Here is a 22,355-nt window from a genome sequence, read left to right as displayed (position 1 = left end):
TTCATGAAGATGATATTCAAGATCGCGAAAACGGAACTGCGTAACCTGTTCTATTCACCTGTAGCCTGGTTCTTATCAATCGCCTTCCTGGTGCAATGTGCTGTATATTATACCGACATAGTGCAGGGGATCGCCAAGTGGCAGGATGTAGCTCTCACCAATCAGCCAAGGTTCAAAGGATTTGAAGTATCGCTGACACGGGCGATCTTTCTGGGAAGTGACAGCCTGTTCAGTAGTGTATTACAAAACCTGTTCCTGTTTGTGCCGCTCCTTACAATGGGGCTTATCAGCCGGGAGATCAATAATGGTACCATCAAGCTGCTCTACTCCTCTCCCATTTCCGTACGGCAGATTGTACTGGGAAAGTATACTGCTATCATGCTATACAACCTGGTATTGGTATTGCTGATAGGCATATTTATCATATCCGGTTTCTTTAACATTGTATCACCGGACTATGGCGTTTTACTGTCGGCCGTTCTCGGCTTCTACCTACTGATGTGCGCCTACACCGCCATTGGGTTATTCATGTCCAGCCTCACCACTTACCAGATTGTATCCGCCATTGCCTGCTTTCTTATGATCTTTATACTTACCCGCATCGGAGGGCTGTGGCAACGGTATGATTTCGTCAGGGACCTCACCTATTTCCTTTCTATGTATGGCAGGACGGAGAAGATGCTGTCCGGACTCATCACTACGAGAGAGGTGATCTACTTTTTGCTGATTATGTACCTGTTTGTATCATTTACGCTGATCAAACTAAGGTCTGCTACGGAGTCAAGACCCTGGTATGTAAATGCCACACGTTATGTAGCGGTCATGATATCTGTGCTGGCAGCAGGCTATATCAGTTCCAGGCCTGCCTATATCGGGTATTGGGATACTACGGCCAATAAGGTGAATACCTTGCATCCCTATACGCAAAAGATCATTCAGGAACTAGGCGACGAACCACTGGAAGTAACCCTTTACAGTAATCTGCTAGGCGGTGGTATTGACCGGACCCGGCCCATGAACCGCAACGATTATCTCTGGGGCTTCTGGGAAAAGTATGTGCGCTTCAAGCCTGACATCCAATTTAAATATGTGCACTATCAGGATATAGACGACCACGACAGTACACTTTATAAAACTTATCCCGGCAAAACGCTCTCCCAAATAGCAGGGCTACAGGCGGAGCTGATGGAGGTAGATACTGCCATGTATCTGCACCGTGAGGAGATCCGCAAACAGATTGACATGGCACCAGAGGATTACCGTGCCGTTATGCAACTGAAGTATAAGGGACGCACTACCTTTCTCCGTACCTATAATGATCCTATATTCTGGCCGGACGAAATGCAGGTAGCCCCTGCCCTCAAAAGGCTGCTGGCAGTTAAACTGCCGAAGGTATTGTTTACTACCGGCAACCTGGAACGATCCCCCTACAAGAAGGGTGAGCGGGAATTCTGGTTACACAGCCTGGCTAAGGCCAACCGTTATTCCTTGCTGAACCTGGGTTTTGAAGCCGATACCATTTCGCTGGACCACAACAATATTCCCAAAGATGTGAGCATACTTGTGCTGGCCGATCCAAAAACAGAATTGAGTGCTACTGTAAAAGCCAGGTTACGCGATTACATCAGTGGTGGTGGTAATCTTTTTATCATGGGAGAGCCGGGCAAACAACAGTTATTGAACCCGGTATTGCAACAGTTAGGCGTCCGTCTGATGAACGGCACTACGGTGGAAGTATCAACACAAGAGATGCCGCATATGGTAAAACCTTACATTACCTATGCAGGCGCCAACCTGGCAGAAGATCCTTTCCTGATAGAACTGAAGCTCAAATGGGGAGAAGACAGTATTTTCCTGTTGCAGCCCGGTGTAGCCAGTATTGCCTACGCTGACAGCAGCGCTTTTTCTGCCAAGCCATTACTGCTCACTGCCGCCAAGAACAATGCCTGGATCAAAGCAGGCGTATTAGTCACCGATTCGGTTCCTCCTGTATTTGACGCGCTTGCAGGCGACACCATGATGCCAGCATTCACCACCTCCATACAGCTGACCAGGCAGGTACACAATAAACAACAACGTATTATTCTGAACGGCGATGCCGACCTCATGAGCAATCTGCGTTCGGCTGGCGGCTTTATTGGCAGGGCTTTTTACAGTTGGCTGGATTATAACGAGTACCCGGTATATGCCCCTATGGCCCCTCCGAAAGATCAGCTGCTGACTATCAAACCTGTTACAGCCAACATACTGAAGATGGTATATGTGTGGGTACTGCCGGCAATGATATTGCTGCTGGGCACCATTATCCTGATACGCCGCAAACGGCAATAAAAAAGGTACGCTATGATACTACATACAGACGAGCAAACGATAGATGACCTGCGGATATTCAGTAAGCGTGATGTCAGTGGTATCTATGATATTTACAACAATACCCATACCCGCGGGGGAGAAAAGGTACTGGAAGAGCTGTTCCGCAATCCGCTATCCGACCGGGACGAAATTAACCGGCGCAGTAATCTCATCGCACATTTTGCAACCCTTAAAACTGCATTCCCCTTTGATGCAACACTGTTTGATATGGCGGAAAAATACCTGGCTAATGCGGATGCCCACCTCAAAGGCAGTGCACAGCAACCCGGGCTTAGTGAAAAAGATATCTACAGTGGTGTTACGGCTGTAATAACGCTGCTCCAACGCATGCAGACATTCATTACCTCCAGCCATATTAGTGATATAGACAGTTACGCCCGGGAGCGGAACGCAATTGCCACTCTGCTGGAGGGACCAGCACTGGAACCGGCATTAAATGATAAGACCAGGGGCAAACTATCCTATGCGGCTGTTACCGCCTATGATCAGCTTTTCAGGATACGTGAGCGGAATAAGATAGAAAAAATGCTGGGGCATATCTACTACCTGGACGTATACCTGTCTGTAGCAAAAGTGGCAGCAGAACGGCATTTCATCTTCCCCCAAGCCCTGGAAAAAGGGCAAAGTAAGCTGGTTTTGGAAGGGGTATATCATCCCGGCCTCAAAAACCCGGTAGGCAATAATATTACTATGCATGCCGGTCAGAACCTGGTGTTCCTCACCGGGGCTAATATGGCCGGAAAATCCACGTTCCTCCGGGCGTTGAGCACCGCCGTATACATTGCACATATGGGGTTTCCGGTAGCGGCAACTCAAATGGAATTTTCTGTTCTGGATGGAATTTACACCACAATCAACCTACCCGATAACCTGGGTATTGGCGCCAGTCATTTTTATGCAGAAGTGTTAAGAGTGAAAAAAATGGCGACAGCACTCAGCAGTGGAAAATCTTTGCTGGTAATATTCGATGAATTGTTCCGCGGCACCAATGTAAAAGATGCCCACGAAGCTACCATTGCTATTACCAGTGCTTTTGCCAGGAAAAAAAACAGCCTGTTTATCATCTCCTCTCACATCGTGGAAGCCGGAGCGGCGCTGCAACAACAGCCCACTATCAGCTTCCGGTTCCTGCCTACCCGTATGAACGGCCATACGCCGGAGTACACGTATAAGCTGGAACAGGGAATAACAGACGACCGCCACGGTATGATCATTATCCGTAATGAAGGCATATTAGACATATTAAAGGCCGGGCGCAAACGAAACGCCGGTACCGCAATACCACCTTCACCAAAAACTATGCACAGTCATCATGAGCTTTAGTACAGACAGGCAAACAACAGATGAGCTGAACCTGCTCGGTAAGTTCCGGCAAGGGTCTGTTTATCATCTGTTCAACCAGGTAAAAACAAGAGGCGGTGAACAACTGATGGATGCCATGTTCCGTCAACCGCTGGACAATGCCATTGCGATCAATGAACGCAGCAGCATTTTCCGGTACTTTCAGGAGCAGCAGCTCATATTTCCCTTTGATGTACAACAGCTACACCTGATGCGTGAGTACCTGGACACCGGCGCACAAAGAAGTGCCCCGGTGATCCTGGCAGATATCCTGATCAAAAAATGGCTGTCCGCCCTCACCCGCGATGAGCGCTATCGCAAGATAGTACAGGGATTACAGGCCACCATTGTTACATTAAAGCGCTGTTATGTTTTTCTGGAGATGCTGGCCCTCGCCAATAGCCCTTACGCCCTCCGGATAAAGGCCATCCGTGAAATACTGTCTGACAAACAATTGGAACGGCTCATCAACACAGACATTTACAAAGCGCTGCCCGTAAATACGCTTGCTTATTACGATCACCTGCTGAAAAGTAAACTGCAACAGGAAATGGAAGCGGTGTTGGGATTCATTCATGAAGCAGATGTATACATCGCTGTAAGCGATATAGCCCGGGTAAAGGGCTTCTCCTACGCCCAGGCACTGGCACCCGAAAAGAACACCTTCTCCGCTACAGGACTTTGCCATCCCTGCATCAACGGAGCTATTGGCAATACAATAGCCCTGCATGAGCAAAACAATGTGGTATTTCTCACCGGTGCTAACATGGCTGGTAAATCCACCCTTATGAAATCAATAGGTATAGCGATGTACCTCTCACATATGGGGTTTCCTGTGGCAGCCACACAGCTGGTATTTTCCGTAAGAGAAGGGCTCTATTCCTCCATTAATGTAGCAGATAATATCAGTCTGGGCTATAGTCATTTTTATGCGGAGGTAGTCAGGGTAAAACAGGCAGCAACAATAGCTGCCAGCGGGAAACGGTTGTTGCTGATGTTTGACGAGCTGTTCAAAGGCACCAATGTTAAAGATGCTTATGACGGCACACTCGCAGTAACCGAAGCCTTTTCTGAATATGCAGATTGCCTGTTCATTGTTTCCACGCACATCATTGAAGTAGGCGAAGCATTAAAAGGCCGGCCCAACATCCAGTTTGCTTTTTTGCCTACTGTCATGGACGGCAACCGGCCCCGTTATACTTATCAATTACAGGAAGGCATCACGGAAGACCGGCAAGGGATGATGATCATCCGGAACGAAGGTATACTGGAATTGCTGGACACTTAACACCAATACATTCTACCAAAACTATCATTCAAACATACAGGCATGAAGACATTACTTATTATTGGCATAAGCGCCATACTTACCTTCTATTGTGTCAACGCATCCGCGCAGGAAAAAAATCTGAACGAACTCACACAAGCTGATTTCATTGCAGACTACAAACTAGCGATAGACATACTAAAAAAACAACATCCCAATCCCTATAAGTTCATAGATTCCATCACCTTAGCGCACAAGGTAGATTCCCTGATGAATGAAGCCGCCAAAGCGCCGGATGTACTTGCTGCTATCCGTTATTCGCCGGTATACCTGGTAAAGGATGTGCATACGAGCCTGAGTATTTCGGGCGACAATTTCAAGGAAGCCTACCGGCAGCTTCATTTTTTTCCGTTCGCGGTACTCATCGAAAGAGGCAAGATATTCGTTAACCAGAAAGGCGGCAATATCCCATTTGGCGCGGAGATTACCGCTATTAATGGTATGCCCGCATCACAAGTGTTGCGTTCAGTGGAAAACCATGCCTATAGTGATGGGTTTATCACCACGGGAACAGACAGGTCATATCCCAATTTTCAGATAAATTTCAGTCTGGTTGATCCTTCCCGCAAAACTTATCAGATCTCCTATATTGCACCGGGTAGTAAAGCGATGCAACAAACGGACCTCCCGGCATCAGCACCAGCCCCCTCCTTCCACGCTACCAGGCAGGCTGTTTTTCCGATCAACCTCCTGCAACGTGCTTATTTAATATACTGTGATTTCCTGGATGAACAACAAACCGGTATACTCACGGTCAATACTTTTAATTTACTGGAGTCTGCCGCCTATAAGGAATTCAGTGAATTTTTCCGGGAAGTAAAAAAGCGGCAATACAAACGGGTGATCATCGACATTCGCAGTAATGGCGGCGGCAACCCGGCTATTTCTGCGCTGCTGTATTCTTTCCTTGCCAAAGGGCCCTTCCCCAATATTTATAACTACCGGACACGTACCATTGATTTTGCCTATGCAGAATATGCCATTACTGATGATGGCCGCAGATTATCTGATGATGACATCCGCAACAACAAGAATTTTCTCTATCAGCGTTTCGACAAAGACAGCTCCGGCTTCTACATCGGAAATGCCCGTTTGAAGGAAGGGCTCCTGGAAAACTTCCCACCTGATAAAGATGCATTTGATGGTAAAGTATATGTGCTCACCGGTGGCGGTACCGTATCGGCGGCCACATATTTTGCCTCCCTGGTGCAAAAGAACAAACGCGGGGAAGTGATAGGCAAGGAAAGCGGCAGCGGCGAAGCGGTGACTACTGCCGCGTGGTTCCTGAAATATCTCCTACCCAGGACCAAAAGTATACTCACGGTACCTATGGCAGAGCTCTTCTTCTTTAATGCCAATACTGACAATGGCCGTGGTCTTCTGCCCGACCGGGAAATTCCGCTTCCAAAGTTTGAAGCATATGTGCAGGCGGGAAAAGATCCTGAGATCACCTATACTTTAGACCTGATCAGCGCAAGCAGCAATAGCACAGATAAGCGATAAAATCGCAGAAGCGTTATGAAAGATTGATGGACAAGACTATCGATAGTTTTTTCCTGGAACTACATTTAACTTGTCTACCCATAAAAATGCCCCCAAAAGTGTCCAACTTTGGGGGGCATTACAAAAGACCGGTCTCTTTTTATATGTCAATTAATCAGTCATATACATCTTTCATAAACTAAAACCCTTCATCCGTTAATTCCCATCCTTCACAACCGTTTGGCATCCCTAGCTTGCGTCCAGAAAATCACTCCATAAAACCCCTCAATAGTTATGAAAAATACGTTTGTATTGCTTACCTCAGCCCTTCTGATTACCTTATGTGCCTGTAGGAAAGAAGGCCCTGTTGGTCCGGCAGGAAAAGACGGAAAAGATGGTAATAACGGAAATGCCAATGTCACAGCAAAGAAATTCATGACCATGGCATCCACCTGGAAATACCCCGGCCATTACGCTCTGGATTATGGTAACAACCAGGTGAAGCTACATTTCAGCAAATACATCACCATAGAAGCTCCGGAGATCACAAAAGAAGTCATTGATAACGGACTGGTAATGGTATATATGATCCCGAAAGGCGTACACAACTGGATGCCGCTGCCACTTTCGTTTCAGGCTGCATCGCCATCGGATGTGGTGCATAATTTCGCCTACGAATACCGCCAGGGAACGCTTACTATTCATTACTACTGGACATCCAATACCACCGGCAAACAGGTGCCCGATGGACTCGAAAACACCCTTATGCCTTTTTATAACTTCCGGTATGTGGTAGCATCAGGCGTTTAGCATGAATAAAGCATCTAAATCAGTAGTTAAGAGCAACAACCCATTAAAAACGCCACTTGAAATACCGTTATAATGGGAATGCCATGATGGTACTTATTGCCATTTTATAACGAGTTTATCAAAGACCTTACAATCAGCTGGTAACTTCGTTCCTGAAAAAGCAGATAGGAATAGTAAACACCAAACCCCAGCTGGATGCAAAAGAAGAAAAGCAGCTTATTGCCGGCCATGATGAGCATGGCAAAGTATTGACTTTTATCCCTGATGATGGTTTCAGGGCAGCACCTTCCATGTTTTCGACACCGGCAGATATGCTTAGATATGCTGCGGCTAACCTTAACGAAAAAAAATGCTGCCATTCACCTAAGTCATAAAATCACGTTTACCAAACCTGACGGCATGAGTTTGGGATTGAGCTGGATGATGGCTAAAGAAGACAACGGCTTACCTTTTATTATGCATACAGGCAGGGATGGAGCAGGCTTCAGCTCGCTATGCTACCTCTATCCTGATCACCACGCCGCCATTATCATATTGGTAAATGACAGCAGTGGCCAGGAAAGAGTAACTGATTTAAAAAATGAACTCATTTCAAATCTAATACAGGGTAAGTAATAAATTTAGTACGACTTCCTGTAGCACTCAGGGAAAGCATGATCAATTCAGTACTGTGTCCGGACACGCTTTATTAAAGAGAACAAAGCCCTCGACCAGCGAGAGCTTCGTAGTTTTCCAGTGAGACTTATGGTAAAAAACAGGTCAACAACCAATAACCTTCCAGGTCAAAAATGGATGAGAGGCCGGCTATTCAATCGCGAAATTAATCAACAGAGAGATGTATTGATCCTCGACTTGTTTAAAGTAAAAGCTCTCTTCCACCTTGGATTCCTGGGGGGTAAAATCCGTAACCATTAACACGGCGCCCAACTTTTTATTGATTGCTTTTGCAATGATGGCAGCTTTATCCCTGCTATTTAGAAATGCGGCCTCAAATTGTTTTTCATCTTTCACAATAGGTTTGAACTTTACCCGTGTACTAGTAATGCTAATGATGTTACCGTTCGCCAGGCTGGCGGCCTTCAGCAATTCATCCCGGGAATGGGCTTTAAAAGTGAATAAACTGCCTTCCCTGTATAGTTGTAATGCCTGATAACCCATTTTATCTTCTTTAAACTGGCTTTCATCCAGACCAGCTTCCTTTGCCTTTGCGAAAAAGTTCTTTTTCAGGTCATCGAAGGACTTTTTGCTTTCTGATTCTCCATACTCCGTCGCTATAGCAAAATCTATCAGGTAAGCTTCCACCTCGCGGTTTATTTTGGCGATGCCACTCACCTGAATAGAGCGGGTTTGTTGTTCCTGGGCATGGCTTCCCAATGCCGACACCAATATGATGACGGCCAGTATTATTTTTTTCATCGGTTAAAAGTTGAGTTGTAAAAGAATAATATTAGGCAATCGTAAAGAGGAAGGACGCAACGATCATCCATGCGCCAACTATGATGCCCAGTATACCTAGTTTACCCTGTTTGGGGGCTAATTGTGCCCGGATACGCACGGCCTTTTCCCTTGCCTTTTCATTGCCAGAGAGGAAGAACTTGTTGATAAGCGGGAATCCGAGTAAGAAACCAAGGCATGCTTCTACAAAACTGCCTACGGTTAATGTGGTCCACCAGATAGACGCCGAGGTAAGCCAGCTAATGTTTAAAACGGCGGTTACAATCCCCCATATGCCCCAGCAACAGAAAATCATTCCGATCCATCCCTGGTAGGGCTCCACCTTTTCCAGCAACTCTTTTGCATTAGGTTTTTTAGATAAAATCAGGGAGGGAACCGCAATGATGCTCAGCAGGATTAATGTTATTCCGTAGATCATAATGTTACATTTTTTAGTTACAGAATTCTTAGATATCAATTGTTTTATTATGCAACAAAAGTAACCTGGTACGATGGGAGCAACAACATCGTATTCAGTGAAATTCAATACCCTGTTTTCAGGGGGTTAGCTGAGGAGACCTAATTTGACTGCGTACCTGGTGAGACCCGCCAGGTTGCGCACTTTTAACTTTAGGATGAGGGTTTTACGGTAACTTTCAATAGTATGTTTGCTAAGAAAGAGCTTGTCGGCGATTTCCTGGGTGGTGTATTCTTCCGCAATCAGTTTCAATACATCCTTTTCGCGGGAAGTAAGCATTTCAAGGGTTTCTTTTTCTTTGTTAAAAACGCTTTTGAGATATTCCTGTTTCACGGCCTCTGAAAAGTATTTCCCCCCTTTGAGGATCATTTTTACGGCTTCCAGTAATTCGTCTGAATCCGCGTTTTTCGATAAAAAACCGTCTACATTATTTTGAATAAGCGCATCAATCATATTACTGTCGGTATGCATACTTACCACCAGGGTGCTGATCTCTGGTCTTTTTTCCTTGATATAATTATTCAGCGTGATGCCGTCCATATCCGGCATACTGATGTCGGTGATAACAAGATCAACCTGCTCACCCGGGTGCTGATCGAGATAGTTCATGACCAGTTTACCATTATGAGCATAATAGAGTACGTGGAGATCCTTGTCTTGTGCTATCAGCCTGACAACACCTTCCAGGAACAATTTATGATCGTCTGCAAGAATAATATTATGCTTCATAATATTTCTGATTTAAGGGTATTTCTATGTCAATTACCGTGCCTTTCGAAGGGAAAGAGTTGATGATACATATGCCATCGAATAATTTCAACCGCTCATGAATATTCTGAAATCCGATGCCAAATTTCACTGTTTCCATAGAAAACCCCTTGCCATCATCTTCAAACTGCAACTTTAGCATGTCATCCAGCCGGGTCAGTTGTATTTCAACTTTTGAAGCCTGGCCGTGTTTCTGGGCGTTGGTGATCAATTCCTGGATAATTTTATAGATCTCCACTTTCAGTGAAGTACCAATTCGGTCAATTTCTTCACCAGGAAAGGCATGGAAAGTGATGATGGCATTACCAGGCGTGTTAAATTGCCTTATATAGCCTGAAATGAGCTCTGTAAAGCCTATGTTGCTGAATTTTTGCGGAACAAGATCATGGGAAAGATCACGTACTTGGTGGTAAGTATCGTCTACCTGCCGGATAATCGTTTCCAACCTGTTCACGCCGACCTGGTTAGAGAGTTGGAGTTTGATAGCGGCGAGGTTGCCACCGATGCTGTCGTGAAGTTCACCCGCAATCCGTTGCCGCTCTTTTTCCTGGCCGCTAACAGAGGCTTTAAGCAGCTCCAGTTCTTTATCTTTCAGCAGCGTTGCGATTTTTTGCCGGTTCATTTCTTCCATAGTAGCATTTAGTTTGCTTTGAGCCTGCAATTTCTGATAATACATATACAGCAAACCTATGATTGGCAGCAGGATGATAAGGAACCCGATCAGCAGACTGTATTTCACCGTTTCTTGATGATTTAATTGGTTCTCTTTATTCAGTATTTCCTTTTCCTTCTGGGCCGTTTGGTATTTTATTTCGAGTTCGTTGATCTCTTTTTTATTCTGTCTGTTCAGCACGTCTCTGGAAATACCCATGTATTGTGTCATGAGTGCATAAGCATTTTTATAATCGCCTGTTACCGCGTGCAGGTTACGAAGACTGTTCAGCACTTTCAGCTGTGCTTCCAGGTCGTTCCATTGCAGCGCGTTAGTGTATACGAGGGACAGCAAAACTTTTGCATTATCATAATCCTTCCGGCCAATCAGCAGGTCGCCCATCCGCTGTCCTGCATTGATATACAGGTCAAAAAACTGATGCTGCTCCGCATTGTTTTTCACTTCATTGTAAATAGTATATGCCTCCTCAACCTGCTGGTTTAATTCCGCGATGATACCGAGTGTGAGTTTCGTCTGCAGTTCTTTTTTCTCCTGGTGCTGTTGTTGGAAATAAGCCAGTGCTTTTTCAGTGTATTGTTTCGCCTGAGGCAGGTCTTTCTGTTCGAGAAAAATAATACCCAGCCGCTCATACACCAAATGTCTCAGTCGTTCGTCCTGGTCCGTATTCAACAGGTCATTATATACAGCTATAGCTTTGTCATTTTCGTTGCGGGCAGCATATACGTTGGCTATCCCCATTTTGTTGTCATTAATGGCGATTTTGTTGTCGAGAGATTCCGCAATACTGATGCCCTGAATGTAATAACGCAAAGCTTCGTCGTACAGCCCTCCATTACTGTAAGCATTGGCCAGTGTAAGATAAAGGGAGACGAGGGAGGAATCTTTATCAACAGCTGGAAAATCACTTTGGTTCAGACTGCCAATAAGCTGTTGTGCATACATGATCACGGAATCCGTGGTGCCATGGGTTGCATGGAAAGCCAAAAGAGGCTGTAAGGCCTGTATTTTCGCTTTGATATCGGTGGCAAGATATATGCTCTGCAAAAGGGAATCGGGGGTTTTGACGGGTACCGTTCCATAACCTGTAAAAGTGGTTCCATTTTGAGCCAGGCAGCGACAGGAAACCGCTAGCAGTCCAACAAAAAGAAGCACTAACATCTTATTTCGCCTGGTTCGGGTTAATATGGCAACATCCATGATCAAGAAAATATCTTTGTTCAAACATGGAAGGTACTTAAACATAGCATCTTTGCCAATGCATGGGCGGATTAAGATTGTAGGCAGATTTAAGAAAAGTTGCGGATATAGCTGTTGGGATTGTTACTGAAATTGTCAAAAAGTTAATATAATGGCCTATATAGAAATGCACCCCATAATAATTTGCCCGATTCACCTCCGGTTTATTTTACAGCATCTCAGGATATAATTAAGGCATCGGGGCATTTGTGTGAACTGAATGGTCTTTGTGCCTCTTTGCCCGATCCTCAGCTGCTGATCAATACAATTAACTCTTTACTAGAAGATTTGAGGCGATTGAATCAACTGAAAAACAAATAGTCCCTATCAGCGTAATAGTTTTCTATACTCAATTATCCGGAAAGCCTTCTCTTCCCAAGAATGATGCCGCTGATATAGCCTTATATTTTGGTTAGATAGACAGCAAAAAAAACCTAAAAACTTTTGAAAACATCCTTCACAAAAAAGTATAAAAAACAACCAAAGGAAGGAGATACAACCCCAAAATCGGAGCCTGACTATGCCCCGGTTATCGATTATATTTGGTGATCGTCTGAAATTACGGTTATAAATTACAAGTTAACACAGTTTATTTTACACCCCCTAAATATGCATGAACGGGCATTCTTTTCTTATTCCTCTACCTGCGATTTTTTTGTTTTGTAGAATATTTCTTTAAGTAGATCATCCGAAACATGTATATTAACACAACAATGAACATTAATATAGAACCATACACTCCCATGAGCTCTTCCTCCTCTCTTCCATCATCAGGTAATAGCCACCAGTCACTTTGGGGATTATAGTACACTTTTATCTGTTCTCCTTTTTTATATTGTCCACAACGGTTATGGGCCATATTTACTCTGTGACCAGTTCCATTATGCTTAAATGACAGAGAGCTAAAGCTCTTCGTCACATAACAGTCAACATCTGTTATGGTGACATCAATCAGATTCTCCTCCTTCACCGTCTCGATACGGAGCTGATATTTCCCGTAGCTCAATGCAAAGAGAAGAATGGATATCCCAAGAAGAATCAGTGTTAAAATTAAATGTCTGGACATGCTATTGCTCTAATGGATTTTAATAAGGTGGCTTAATCACGATTCTTGTATTATCAGCAGGAGGAGCGGGTACTGAATTCAATGGAATCGAACCACTTCCCTCGGTAGTAGTATTCTCTGCTGCTATCCTTGTTTCATTAATAGCAGTCCTGCCTGCAGCTCCTTTCGCTGCTTCTCCGGTTAAATCATAAGCTGTATTTATTTCGCCCTGCCTTTCTAAGGTAGCTTTGGCCTGATTAACAGCATTAATCTTCCGTTGAGGTATTCTACTGGTTGTAGCATTCAGCGCATTTTCTGCCTGCCTTACCGCTTTTTCTGCTGGGCGGGTATTTACTATTTTTTTTGCCGGCCCCTCAGGTATCGGCAACGCATCAATGACTAATTCAGTTGGGTTCACAGATCCGTTCTGGGCCTGTTGCCTCCAAATACTGATAGCTCCCTGAGCCGCAACTGTTTTAACCGCAAGAGACACTCCTACTTGTTCTACTGCTGATAGTCCACTTGTTAAAGCCCCCACAGCCGTTGCTGCGGCCGATTGGGCACCGCTGAAGTCATTCCAAATTGAAGCAGGGGTTACAGGATCCCCTTTTGCAATTGTTCTTGATACAGATACCGACACTTGTAATACAGCATCAACAAAAAAACCAACAATGCCACCAACGAGGCAGTTTGGACATTTGCCGTCCGGGTCATTATACTTTACCGGATTATTTTTAGCAAAGTGATAAGGACTAATTGTTTCCTGCTCTCCACTTTCAATAAGCGGGTCTATTTGCATAAACCGTCCTATTTGTTGATCATAAGTCCTTGCATTAAAATCATACCACTCTAATCCACTCCCATCACTGAACTCTTTCGACTGTAGTTCATTTCCGTTATATTTCTTTCGATTCTCAGGATAGTTAGTCCCCTTCAATGCGTTCGAACTAATCCCCGCCATAGTCAATCCAAATGGATAATAATGCGTTTCCTCCAACAGTGGTCCGGTATTAACCCCCAGAAGAATGTTATCAAAGTACACCGGCTGTATACTTTCATTACTGGTGTAAGCATACAGAAAACCTGATTTCTGAATCACCATTTTATCCTGCCCCAGCGTCTGTAGCTGATCGGGCTCCTCTTTCACCTGTTTCACCCCACTATTCTCTTCCACTAATTTAAAATCATCGTCGAAAAGTACAAAATTAAGATAAGCTTTGGGCCGGTTGGCATCGGGTTGATCAGGTTCTTTCTCCTTCAGCCGCTGGTAATCATTATTGTAAAAGTTACTGTTAAATGGCGTTAGCTGATCTTCTGATGACACACCATGCGTACTTCTACTCTCACGACTACTTCCACCAAAGGCCTGTACCAGGTCTGCCACCATACTCTCAGTGATGGCGAGTGGAGATTTTTGGGCGGCGGGTCCCTCTGATTTATAAAATGCTTTTGCACTGAGTTGAATAGTATCACCAGCCATTACACGCAGTACAATGGAAGGGCCAATCTTCTTGCCACTACCCGTGGCCGTGAGTTTGGCCACCGAAGCATTCTTACCAGCACTTTCATCTGCCGGATAACCTACCGGTTTATCTGCACGGGTGTTATCAATATTGCTAAACATTGCAGTTTCCATAGCAGCAGCAGGCTTCTCCATCGTAGCAGCATAAAAGGTAGAGTCAGGTTTATCTGTAAGCACCATGCGTATATTTCCCAGGTGGTCCTTCACAAAATAGTCAAATGGATACTGAGGGTCCCGGCCGGTTTTAAATACTGGCCGTATCCGCCCTTCTTCATGCCCCACAAATTGTAAGGTATCATTCTGATATACCATCCCACCTATGTAGTCTGTAGTGGTTGTTTTCGCTGGGGTAGCTGTATTGTCGGTAATGACCTTTCTCAGTTTAGTTCCCCGGGCATCATACAGGTATTTTATGCTACCTTTTCCGGTAATCACAATGTTGTCGGGTAGGTTCATATGATTGTAGGTAATGGTGGTGATGTTCTTATTCAGGTCATATTTGAGGTTCCCATTAGCATCATAGTCGTAGTCATCCCCCGAGTTGGTACCATTGATAAAGTCTCCCAGTTTGGCACCGGCGGTATTGCAGGTATCAACTACTGCACTCAGTTTGTTAGTATAAGCATTTCCACTTTTTCCATAAGTATAGACAAGTTTGTCAATTGGTCTGGGAGCGCCCACGCCTACCATACCCATCTGGTTCATCGTTTGGATATTACCATTAGCATCATAATTTAAATTACTTACTGAAAAATCTTTTTGGTCCGAGGTCCAGTTAGGGCTATTGTTGTTTTGCTGTTTGAAATTGGCAGCAAGCAAGCGGTTAACCTTATCATAGCCATAACCATATGCCCTGGATATACCATCACTCCTACTCTTCCAGGTACTGCCGGCAATGTTGCCATTATACTGGAGGACAGTAAATCCTGAATCATAGGCCAGTGTTTGTCCAAACCAGTTCGAGATACTACCCGGCGTACTTGCAAAAGCCTTGTTCATTCCGGTGAGCCAGCCCTGGATATTGTAATCATAGGTTAGCGTTTCCAGCTGACCAGTTGGTGTAACGCCTAAACGCTTTGTTTTCATCTGCCCCAACTCATTGTAGGTATTGGCAACAATGGTTTTATCCAGAAGTGGGCTAGCATCATTGAGTCGCTTTTTAACGCTGGTAAGCCTTCCGGCTGCATCATAGTGCAACATTGTTAACACAGTGGTTTGCGGAGAAAGGCTGCTGCGAAGGTTTTTATGTCGCAGGTAGGTGCTGAGCACTTTCCCATTAAAATCATACAGGTTGGTAGTAACATCCAAACCACCGTTTACATTATTTGCCTGCACCTGGATTAGCCGGCCTTTATCATTATAGTGGTTGGTGGTCGTTAGCCATTGATTGGTACCCAGCACCCTTACTTTGGTGCCGGTTACCAACCCTTTCACCATGGTGCTGCTTGTAGCTGGTAAACTTTCTGCACTGGGACTACCATCAGCCTGGGGTTTTGTAATATCACCATTCGCATATGACTGCGCACCACTGAAAGTATACCCATCGTAATAAGTATAAGTCAGTGGCGTCAGCGAATCGACAGAAATGTTCGTCGGCGTAACCGTAGCTGCAATGATACTGCTACCACTGGTAGCCGCCGGATTGATCTCCAGGGATGTCTCAGCCCCGATCCCAGTTTCAAACCCACTCACTAAAGAGATGCTATTAGTGGCCTGATACAGCGGCTTACCATCGTAAGTATCTAACAGCATATCAGCCGGTGCCGGAAAATTGTAGGTAATATTCTTGCTGCTGCTACCTGCAATACCACTCATCGTAGTCTGCAATGATTCACGCGTAGCGGTAGCATTTTTGTATAACGCCGTCATCACCGGTCGGTTAAGGCTATCATAAAAAGTAGCCTGCCAATTTTTTCCCTTCATATTTCCATCCCTGATAAACGCCAGTCTGTCCCGTACATCATATACCATTTCGGTGGAATCTGCTCCCGGTACTTTTTTTACTATCATCCTTCGTCGACCGTCAAACCGGTAAATAAAACAAAGTTCCCCGGCTATCATATCATTGATTGACCAATTATTTACCATAATTGCCTCAACTGCCCTAGGAGTAATAACGAATCGCAGAAGCCCCAGTTCATCATAAACATAATAAGAACACAGCCATCCCATATGGCCAGACCCAGGAGATACAGAAAATTGCACTTTTTTTAGCACCATCCGGCCGTTTTTATCAGAATATTCTATTACTTGATTTCCTACTTCATCTATTGTGGTCTGTTTATATAATTGACCCGCATCATAGACGCTTCCATTGCTGTTGACAGGCTTTACATCCCCAATATTGAGACTCCAAATCCTGACTGAATCAGATGTTTTATTGACTAAATATTGGGTTTCGATCGGTCGGTTTCCACCTTTTTCTATACCATTGGGATCATTCTTTGCCCAACTATTACCAGGGGCATAATTTTTAATGATACGATTAAGCGGAGATGCTTCATAGTCAATCCGGTTATAGTATATGCGTTCGCCTGGTAATTGGGACTGGTAAAATGCTGCCTGAGCATTAAATGGGGCTGTTTTAAAGCTGCCATCACTCACACCAGTAGTGGTATAAGGTAAATATTTAGCTTCCTGCCGACCAAAAAAATCATATGCAACGGGTACTACCAAATCATTTCCACCAGCACTTAATCCCTTGGATACTGTTTGTACCAAACGTCCAAGCCCATCAAGGTATTGAGTGGATTGCTGGACTTCTGCAACTACTCTGGCCGGCGATATCACATAAGCTGTATCTGCAGTCGGTACTGCCGGAGCCCATGTTCTGATATAGTTAATAGTTGTAGTTTCATATGTTCCGGGTGCATTTATTGGAGTTGCCGTGGGGCGAACTGTGGTACCGGGAATCTGTGCAACGACACAATTAAGTGTTAATATCAATGTTATAGAAAAGGTTATCTTAATAACCGTGGAATTTTTTTTTCGCATCCTTACAGGGTTAGGTCGTATTTCTTAATGAGAAATAGGTTGTTGGTATTGAGAATTGAACAGCTTTAATATCTTTCCATTCATATCTTTAATGAGCCGCAGTTTTACCGCATTATCATACTCATAAAAGATACTTTTCCCGGCAGGATCCGTTTCACTGGTGAGCCCGATCGTTGGAAAATAAGTATAGGTATTAACCAGAAATTGGGGAAGGTTAATTCGCAGCTTATTCAATTCTGTTCTCATTTGCGTATCCGTACCAACAATATTATCCAGGATTGAAGGGTTTACAAATTGTATAGCCGTATTATGATCAACGCCTTCAATTTTTGCTACTGGATGCAAACCCTTATATCCCCAGATAAATGTCGTGGGTATATTGTCAGCTTGATGATAGGAAGTTAAATTACCCCATGAGTCATATGAATCATAAAAGGCCGTTATCTTATATTTTGGGTCCCTGTTGAAAACAGATGCCACTCCGGCTGGATAAAATTGTCCTGCTCCACGGTTGGAAAATTTAAAATTATTAGCTTCGATTGGCCAGTCATTTTCAAGAGACCACACCTGCCGTCTCAACGCCTGTGCAGAGCTATCATAAATAGCAATCTGTCCCGACAAAATAGTCTTTCCAGAATTATTTTCCCGATAACGCACTGTTTCAATAGGATATGAAAGATAGTTAGCCCTTTTCATGGATCCGATAAAGCCAGTGGTATCTGCATAATCTGACGGATATAATGTCACAGTAACGTCCTTATCTGCACGGCTTTTCACCTGCTCTATCCTTGTTGGAACTAAATAAGATGGGTTATCGTAGTAGTAAGTAGTTTGATTGACTAAAGAATCTGTCGTTCCAACATAATTTGTGGTAATAGTTTTAGTCAATTTCATAGCACCTATATATCTGTAAGCATCAAAATAGACATAGTAGTATTGGCCATAAGCTGCCAACCACCACCCGTAATGGAAACTAGCTCCGGAACCTACTAAATCATACAGCCTGCCGCTTTCGTCGCTCTTTGAAACATGTAGTCCCATTTTTGGTGTAGCTTCTCTATACTTTTCATACTCATTTATCGTCTTTTGAACAGGAATATAAGTACCATTTAAACTTTTGTAGTCAATTTTCATGACCAGCTGCCCTGACTGCCAGTTACTTCTATTGACAAGATAGCGGTTTCCATACTCTTTAATTCTGCAATAAGCAAATAAGGGGTTCTCAAAATTAAATTCATAGAAGGTCTTCCCATTCTCATTTCCACCGTTGGTTTGATATTCCTCCACCTCAGAGTAAAATATGGGGACGTTATTGCTATATGCAAATGAGCCCAAAGGTTCTGAGGAAATTGTTCTGGTATAGTACGCCGTCCCGTCCATAAACCCGTCATTTCCGCAAGGAGGGGAAACTTTTACTTTGTCATATGTAAATGGGAAATAGTCCGACATATTCATTAAAGTACCTTTTAGGTATTTAAAGCTCCGAACCAATGCCGGTTTAGTCCCATTCTGCATATCAAAATAAGCAACACTCTTCACTCGAATGCCTCCCACCAGTTTGCCAAACATACTACTATCCACCTGATTATTTTCATATTGAAAAATCGCATATCCACCTGTTGGATAAATGATTTTTTTCAATATATTGGCGCTAGTATAATTGCTATCAACGTTTCTGTCGCCCCAATTGTTATTATATATCGGATTAGGGTCAAAACCCCTTGCAATCGCTATTTCCCGTGGGATAGTTCCTTGATTATGAATCTTTCCATTATAAAAACCCCAATAGTCCACTGCCGTTGAATTTTCAGCGTAATTGTTGGGCAAGTTGTTAACTTTATAAGGAGGAAGTAATTGGGTTGTATTATACTCAAAGCCAAATCTATTTCTTGCTGTTGTTTGGTCCCAAAAAACTATTGAGTCAAGCTTAAGTCTATAATTATTGACAGTGCCGTTTGAATAAGTGTCATTATAGAAATATGAACAATTGAATTTGATATCATTTACTTTTGTTCCATTGCTGGCATATTGTCTGATTCCTGTTATCCTGACTTTATCCATATCAAGCCTGTCATTGCTGGCATCAAACTTGACATATCCTCCATCATAAATAATGCTGTCAATCTGCAAAGTATTTAACTGCGTAGCTGATGTCGAAACAAAAGCATCATTTTCTGGCCACGGGCAAGGTGTGCCTTGCCGTTGAATTTTTTGGACGGTATAATACTGAGAATAACTATCTGTATGGATAGCGTATTCCGGCTTGGGTTTATACTTGAAAAATACCATCCGATTACTATTCATATCTGTAATCTGTGATAAAAACAACGTACCTGGAACTGAATTTCCTTGCACTGAGTAAGATTCAGCAATATTAAATAAGTACTCCAGCCCATCATCTGAAATTATCTTGAAGCTATTAGGTATACTGAGGTTGCCATTCGTATTTATAATTTTTACACCTTCATTATCCGTACATACCTGGAGGACCCCATAAATATCATAAAAAAAATAACCGGAAAGTTTTCCACACCTAAATGTATACACTGGATTTTCCTTCTGGGCATAACCGTTAGCAAATCTTGAAATAGCAGCATCGTTGGACATTACAGGATATGCCTGACCCTCTGTTTTGATAAGGGAATTTGCAAATCGATACTGAGGCTGTATACTTGCGTCATCTTGTATAGTAATGGCGCCTCCAATATCCAGCCCCCAGCCCAATCCTATTGAGCTTGCTACATCCTGCACTTTTATTCCGCCTGTAGCGTAACTAGCTATAATTGGGATTTGGATTTTCCCGCTGGAAATATTACATAAAGGAACTTTTATACTAGCTGAGCCCGAAGTATAGTCCATAGGCACATCAGATACTTTAAACAGTGTTCCAACATCGGGAGACTGAGGAATAAGCTGAGGATTCTTGTAGAACTCTGTCGGCACATTCATTTGGGCTACACATACCTTGACCAGGCCTGTAAACAATAGGGCACAAATAATTCTTCGATTCATAGTATAGCAATAATTTACACCACCAACTTTTCGTGGTTAACATTCAATAAGTATTGAAACAGTGTTCCAGCATCCGCTTCAAAACATAAAACGTAAATTTTCAGTGCCAGGACGATTATCCAGTATCCTTAGTATAGCATAAACAAGCTAAGGATGGCTTAAACTTACGGAAGTTAAAATACTTTACCAAGCACCTTGTGAAAAATTTTCACTCATTTATAAAACCTTCTACTACTAAAACCCAGAGTTATCATCAGGGATGAATATGATTTTCAATACAGAAACTGTCATTATATTTTCTGAAAATACCGGATCATCTAATATATAGCATGGATAAAATTTTCGTAAAAAAGAAAATCGCACAAAACTATCAATTATAGACTTGCCCATATGGTGCACTTTATAAAACTCTACCCACTTCATACGAATTTGAGAAAATTAGCATAGTAAATACTACACGGCAACTGTCTTACCCTGATACCTATCAGCAAATTCAGCAGCAAAGTCTTCCAGTGCTACTCCGCTTTTTACTACTGGCTTATTACGATCAAAGTCTTCCCAAAGAATGTTCGTTCTGAGTGCAACTCCCAGTTCCACAAATCTATGTCCCATTTCTGCCGACATGCCATTTTGAACCAGTACCTGCCATATCTGCTCATCTTCAAATGGTGCCCATGGCAATCCGGGCTTGCCAATAGCAGCTCCTAATACCTGTGCTACTTCAGCAGCGGTACGATCATCACTGTAAATATACCGTACGCCCTTTCCGGTGAATGATTGCTGTAATTCTGTTGCTATTGTGGCTGCAATTTCTTCCGGGTGTATCAGTACGATCCTGGTATCTGCCGGGTAATTGTTGCCTATAATATCCATGTGTTTAATCATATCGATATTATTGAAGAAGTTGTAGTAAAAGAACGGTGCCCTTATATGTTTAACTGCGATCCCGGGTATACTATTGAGAATGACTTCCACATCATGAATGCCCGTAATAGGACCTGTCCCGTTTTCCAGGTGCGCACCAATACTGCTCAGATTAACGATCCTTTTTACCCCCGACTGCTGTAATGCAGTGGCATAGCTGTTTGCTATGCCAACAGCGTATTCCCTGAAATCGTTAGTGGTAAGATTTGGAGGTACCATCGTATATACTGCATCTGCCCCGGCAAAGGTATTTGTCAGAAAGCCGACATCTTCCAGCGAACCAATGGCCGGAATAGCCCCGAGTGTTTTAATCGCCTCCGCCTTTGCAGCATTACTGCTGATAATAGTAATCTGGTGACCGACTAACAGCAGTGTTTTTGCAAGTGGCTGGCTGATATTCCCTAATGATCCGGTGATAATAATTTTCATAGACAGCTATTTTGTTTTTCTATTGCAAATGTATTATTGTACTTACCTTTGTGCAAGTACTTACCCTAAAGTATGTATACATGACCACTATAAAAGAAAGTTCCACCATACAGGAAAACAAACAAGCAGCCCTTAATGAATGCCCTATTACTTTTGTAATGGAAAAGATAGGTGGATATTGGAAGCCAATTATACTCTATCAGCTGCTTACTGGCAGCAAGCGGTACAGTGAAATAAGAAAGGCCGTTCCTGGTATTACGGAGAAAGTGCTGATTCAGCAACTGAAACAACTGGAGTCAGACCAGCTATTATTACGCAAAGCGCTACCAGTAGTACCACCGTATGTTACCTATGAGCTAACGGATGCCGGGTATACGCTCAGGCCCATTCTGTATGAAATGGCAGTATGGACATTTGCGCAGCTTGGAGCAGGGCCCGGTAAAAGCCTAGACGCTTTCCCCCCTGCTAAACATTCGTAAGTAGCCGGCCAGCTACTTTTCATTTACT

General features: G+C 43.5%; 15 protein-coding genes. 7 read left to right on the top strand and 8 right to left on the bottom strand.

Going from position 1 to position 22,355, the window contains the following annotated elements; translation table 11 throughout:
• The first annotated feature begins 3 nt into the window (after nt 1-3).
• The 6 genes from ABR189_RS06005 (at nt 4) to ABR189_RS05980 (ending at nt 7,948) form a co-directional block, all read left to right on the top strand.
• Complete coding sequence (locus tag ABR189_RS06005) at nt 4-2,331, top strand: ABC transporter permease subunit (RefSeq protein WP_354659551.1); 2,328 nt, start codon at nt 4-6, stop codon at nt 2,329-2,331.
• A gap of 12 nt (nt 2,332-2,343) precedes the next feature.
• Complete coding sequence (locus ABR189_RS06000) at nt 2,344-3,696, top strand: MutS-related protein (RefSeq protein ID WP_354659550.1); 1,353 nt, start codon at nt 2,344-2,346, stop codon at nt 3,694-3,696.
• Nucleotides 3,686-5,002 (top strand): MutS-related protein, encoded by a 1,317-nt coding sequence (locus ABR189_RS05995; RefSeq protein ID WP_354659549.1) that lies wholly within the window; start codon nt 3,686-3,688, stop codon nt 5,000-5,002. Before ABR189_RS06000 ends, ABR189_RS05995 begins: the two co-directional genes overlap by 11 nt.
• Before the next feature lie 42 nt (nt 5,003-5,044).
• A complete protein-coding gene (locus ABR189_RS05990; RefSeq protein ID WP_354659548.1) occupies nt 5,045-6,544 on the top strand; it encodes a S41 family peptidase in 1,500 nt (499 codons plus the stop codon).
• Nucleotides 6,545-6,817: 273 nt separating this feature from the next.
• The gene (locus ABR189_RS05985; RefSeq protein WP_354659547.1) at nt 6,818-7,333 is read left to right on the top strand and encodes a hypothetical protein; all 516 of its coding nucleotides are present in this window, start codon (nt 6,818-6,820) and stop codon (nt 7,331-7,333) included.
• Between the two features lie 264 nt (nt 7,334-7,597).
• Entirely contained in the window at nt 7,598-7,948 is a 351-nt protein-coding gene (locus tag ABR189_RS05980) for a serine hydrolase (protein ID WP_354659546.1), read from the top strand.
• A gap of 189 nt (nt 7,949-8,137) precedes the next feature.
• Here ABR189_RS05980 and ABR189_RS05975 read toward each other — a convergent pair whose 3' ends face one another.
• The 8 genes from ABR189_RS05975 to ABR189_RS05940 all read right to left on the bottom strand — a co-directional run bounded on the left by ABR189_RS05975 (nt 8,138) and on the right by ABR189_RS05940 (nt 21,848).
• Nucleotides 8,138-8,749: an SIMPL domain-containing protein gene (locus tag ABR189_RS05975; RefSeq protein WP_354659545.1), complete on the bottom strand. Its 612-nt coding sequence runs from the start codon at nt 8,747-8,749 to the stop codon at nt 8,138-8,140.
• Between the two features lie 31 nt (nt 8,750-8,780).
• Nucleotides 8,781-9,206, bottom strand: a complete 426-nt coding sequence (locus ABR189_RS05970; protein WP_354659544.1) for a hypothetical protein — start codon at nt 9,204-9,206, stop codon at nt 8,781-8,783.
• 126 nt (nt 9,207-9,332) lie between these two features.
• Nucleotides 9,333-9,974: a response regulator gene (locus tag ABR189_RS05965; RefSeq protein ID WP_354659543.1), complete on the bottom strand. Its 642-nt coding sequence runs from the start codon at nt 9,972-9,974 to the stop codon at nt 9,333-9,335.
• Nucleotides 9,964-11,730, bottom strand: a complete 1,767-nt coding sequence (locus ABR189_RS05960; protein ID WP_354659542.1) for a tetratricopeptide repeat-containing sensor histidine kinase — start codon at nt 11,728-11,730, stop codon at nt 9,964-9,966. The genes ABR189_RS05965 and ABR189_RS05960 overlap by 11 nt, the downstream gene beginning before the upstream one ends.
• Nucleotides 11,731-12,562: 832 nt before the next feature.
• Entirely contained in the window at nt 12,563-12,988 is a 426-nt protein-coding gene (locus tag ABR189_RS05955; protein ID WP_354659541.1) for a hypothetical protein, read from the bottom strand.
• A 19-nt stretch (nt 12,989-13,007) separates the two neighbouring features.
• Nucleotides 13,008-17,483, bottom strand: coding sequence for a DUF6443 domain-containing protein (locus tag ABR189_RS05950; protein WP_354659540.1), 4,476 nt, complete (start codon nt 17,481-17,483; stop codon nt 13,008-13,010).
• Between the two features lie 24 nt (nt 17,484-17,507).
• Complete coding sequence (locus ABR189_RS05945) at nt 17,508-20,495, bottom strand: hypothetical protein (protein ID WP_354659539.1); 2,988 nt, start codon at nt 20,493-20,495, stop codon at nt 17,508-17,510.
• A gap of 453 nt (nt 20,496-20,948) precedes the next feature.
• On the bottom strand, nt 20,949-21,848 hold the full coding sequence (locus ABR189_RS05940) for an NAD(P)H-binding protein (RefSeq protein WP_354659538.1): 900 nt from the start codon (nt 21,846-21,848) through the stop codon (nt 20,949-20,951).
• Nucleotides 21,849-21,928: 80 nt separating this feature from the next.
• Here ABR189_RS05940 and ABR189_RS05935 point away from each other — a divergent pair, with 80 nt between their 5' ends.
• On the top strand, nt 21,929-22,327 hold the full coding sequence (locus tag ABR189_RS05935; RefSeq protein ID WP_354659537.1) for a winged helix-turn-helix transcriptional regulator: 399 nt from the start codon (nt 21,929-21,931) through the stop codon (nt 22,325-22,327).
• Nucleotides 22,328-22,355: the final 28 nt, after the last annotated feature.

The sequence above is a fragment of the Chitinophaga sp. H8 genome (assembly GCF_040567655.1).
In the GTDB taxonomy this organism is placed as follows: Bacteria; Bacteroidota; Bacteroidia; order Chitinophagales; family Chitinophagaceae; genus Chitinophaga; species Chitinophaga defluvii.
Note: the sequence above shows the minus strand (reverse complement) of the source record. Positions and strands in the feature narration are given on the sequence as shown.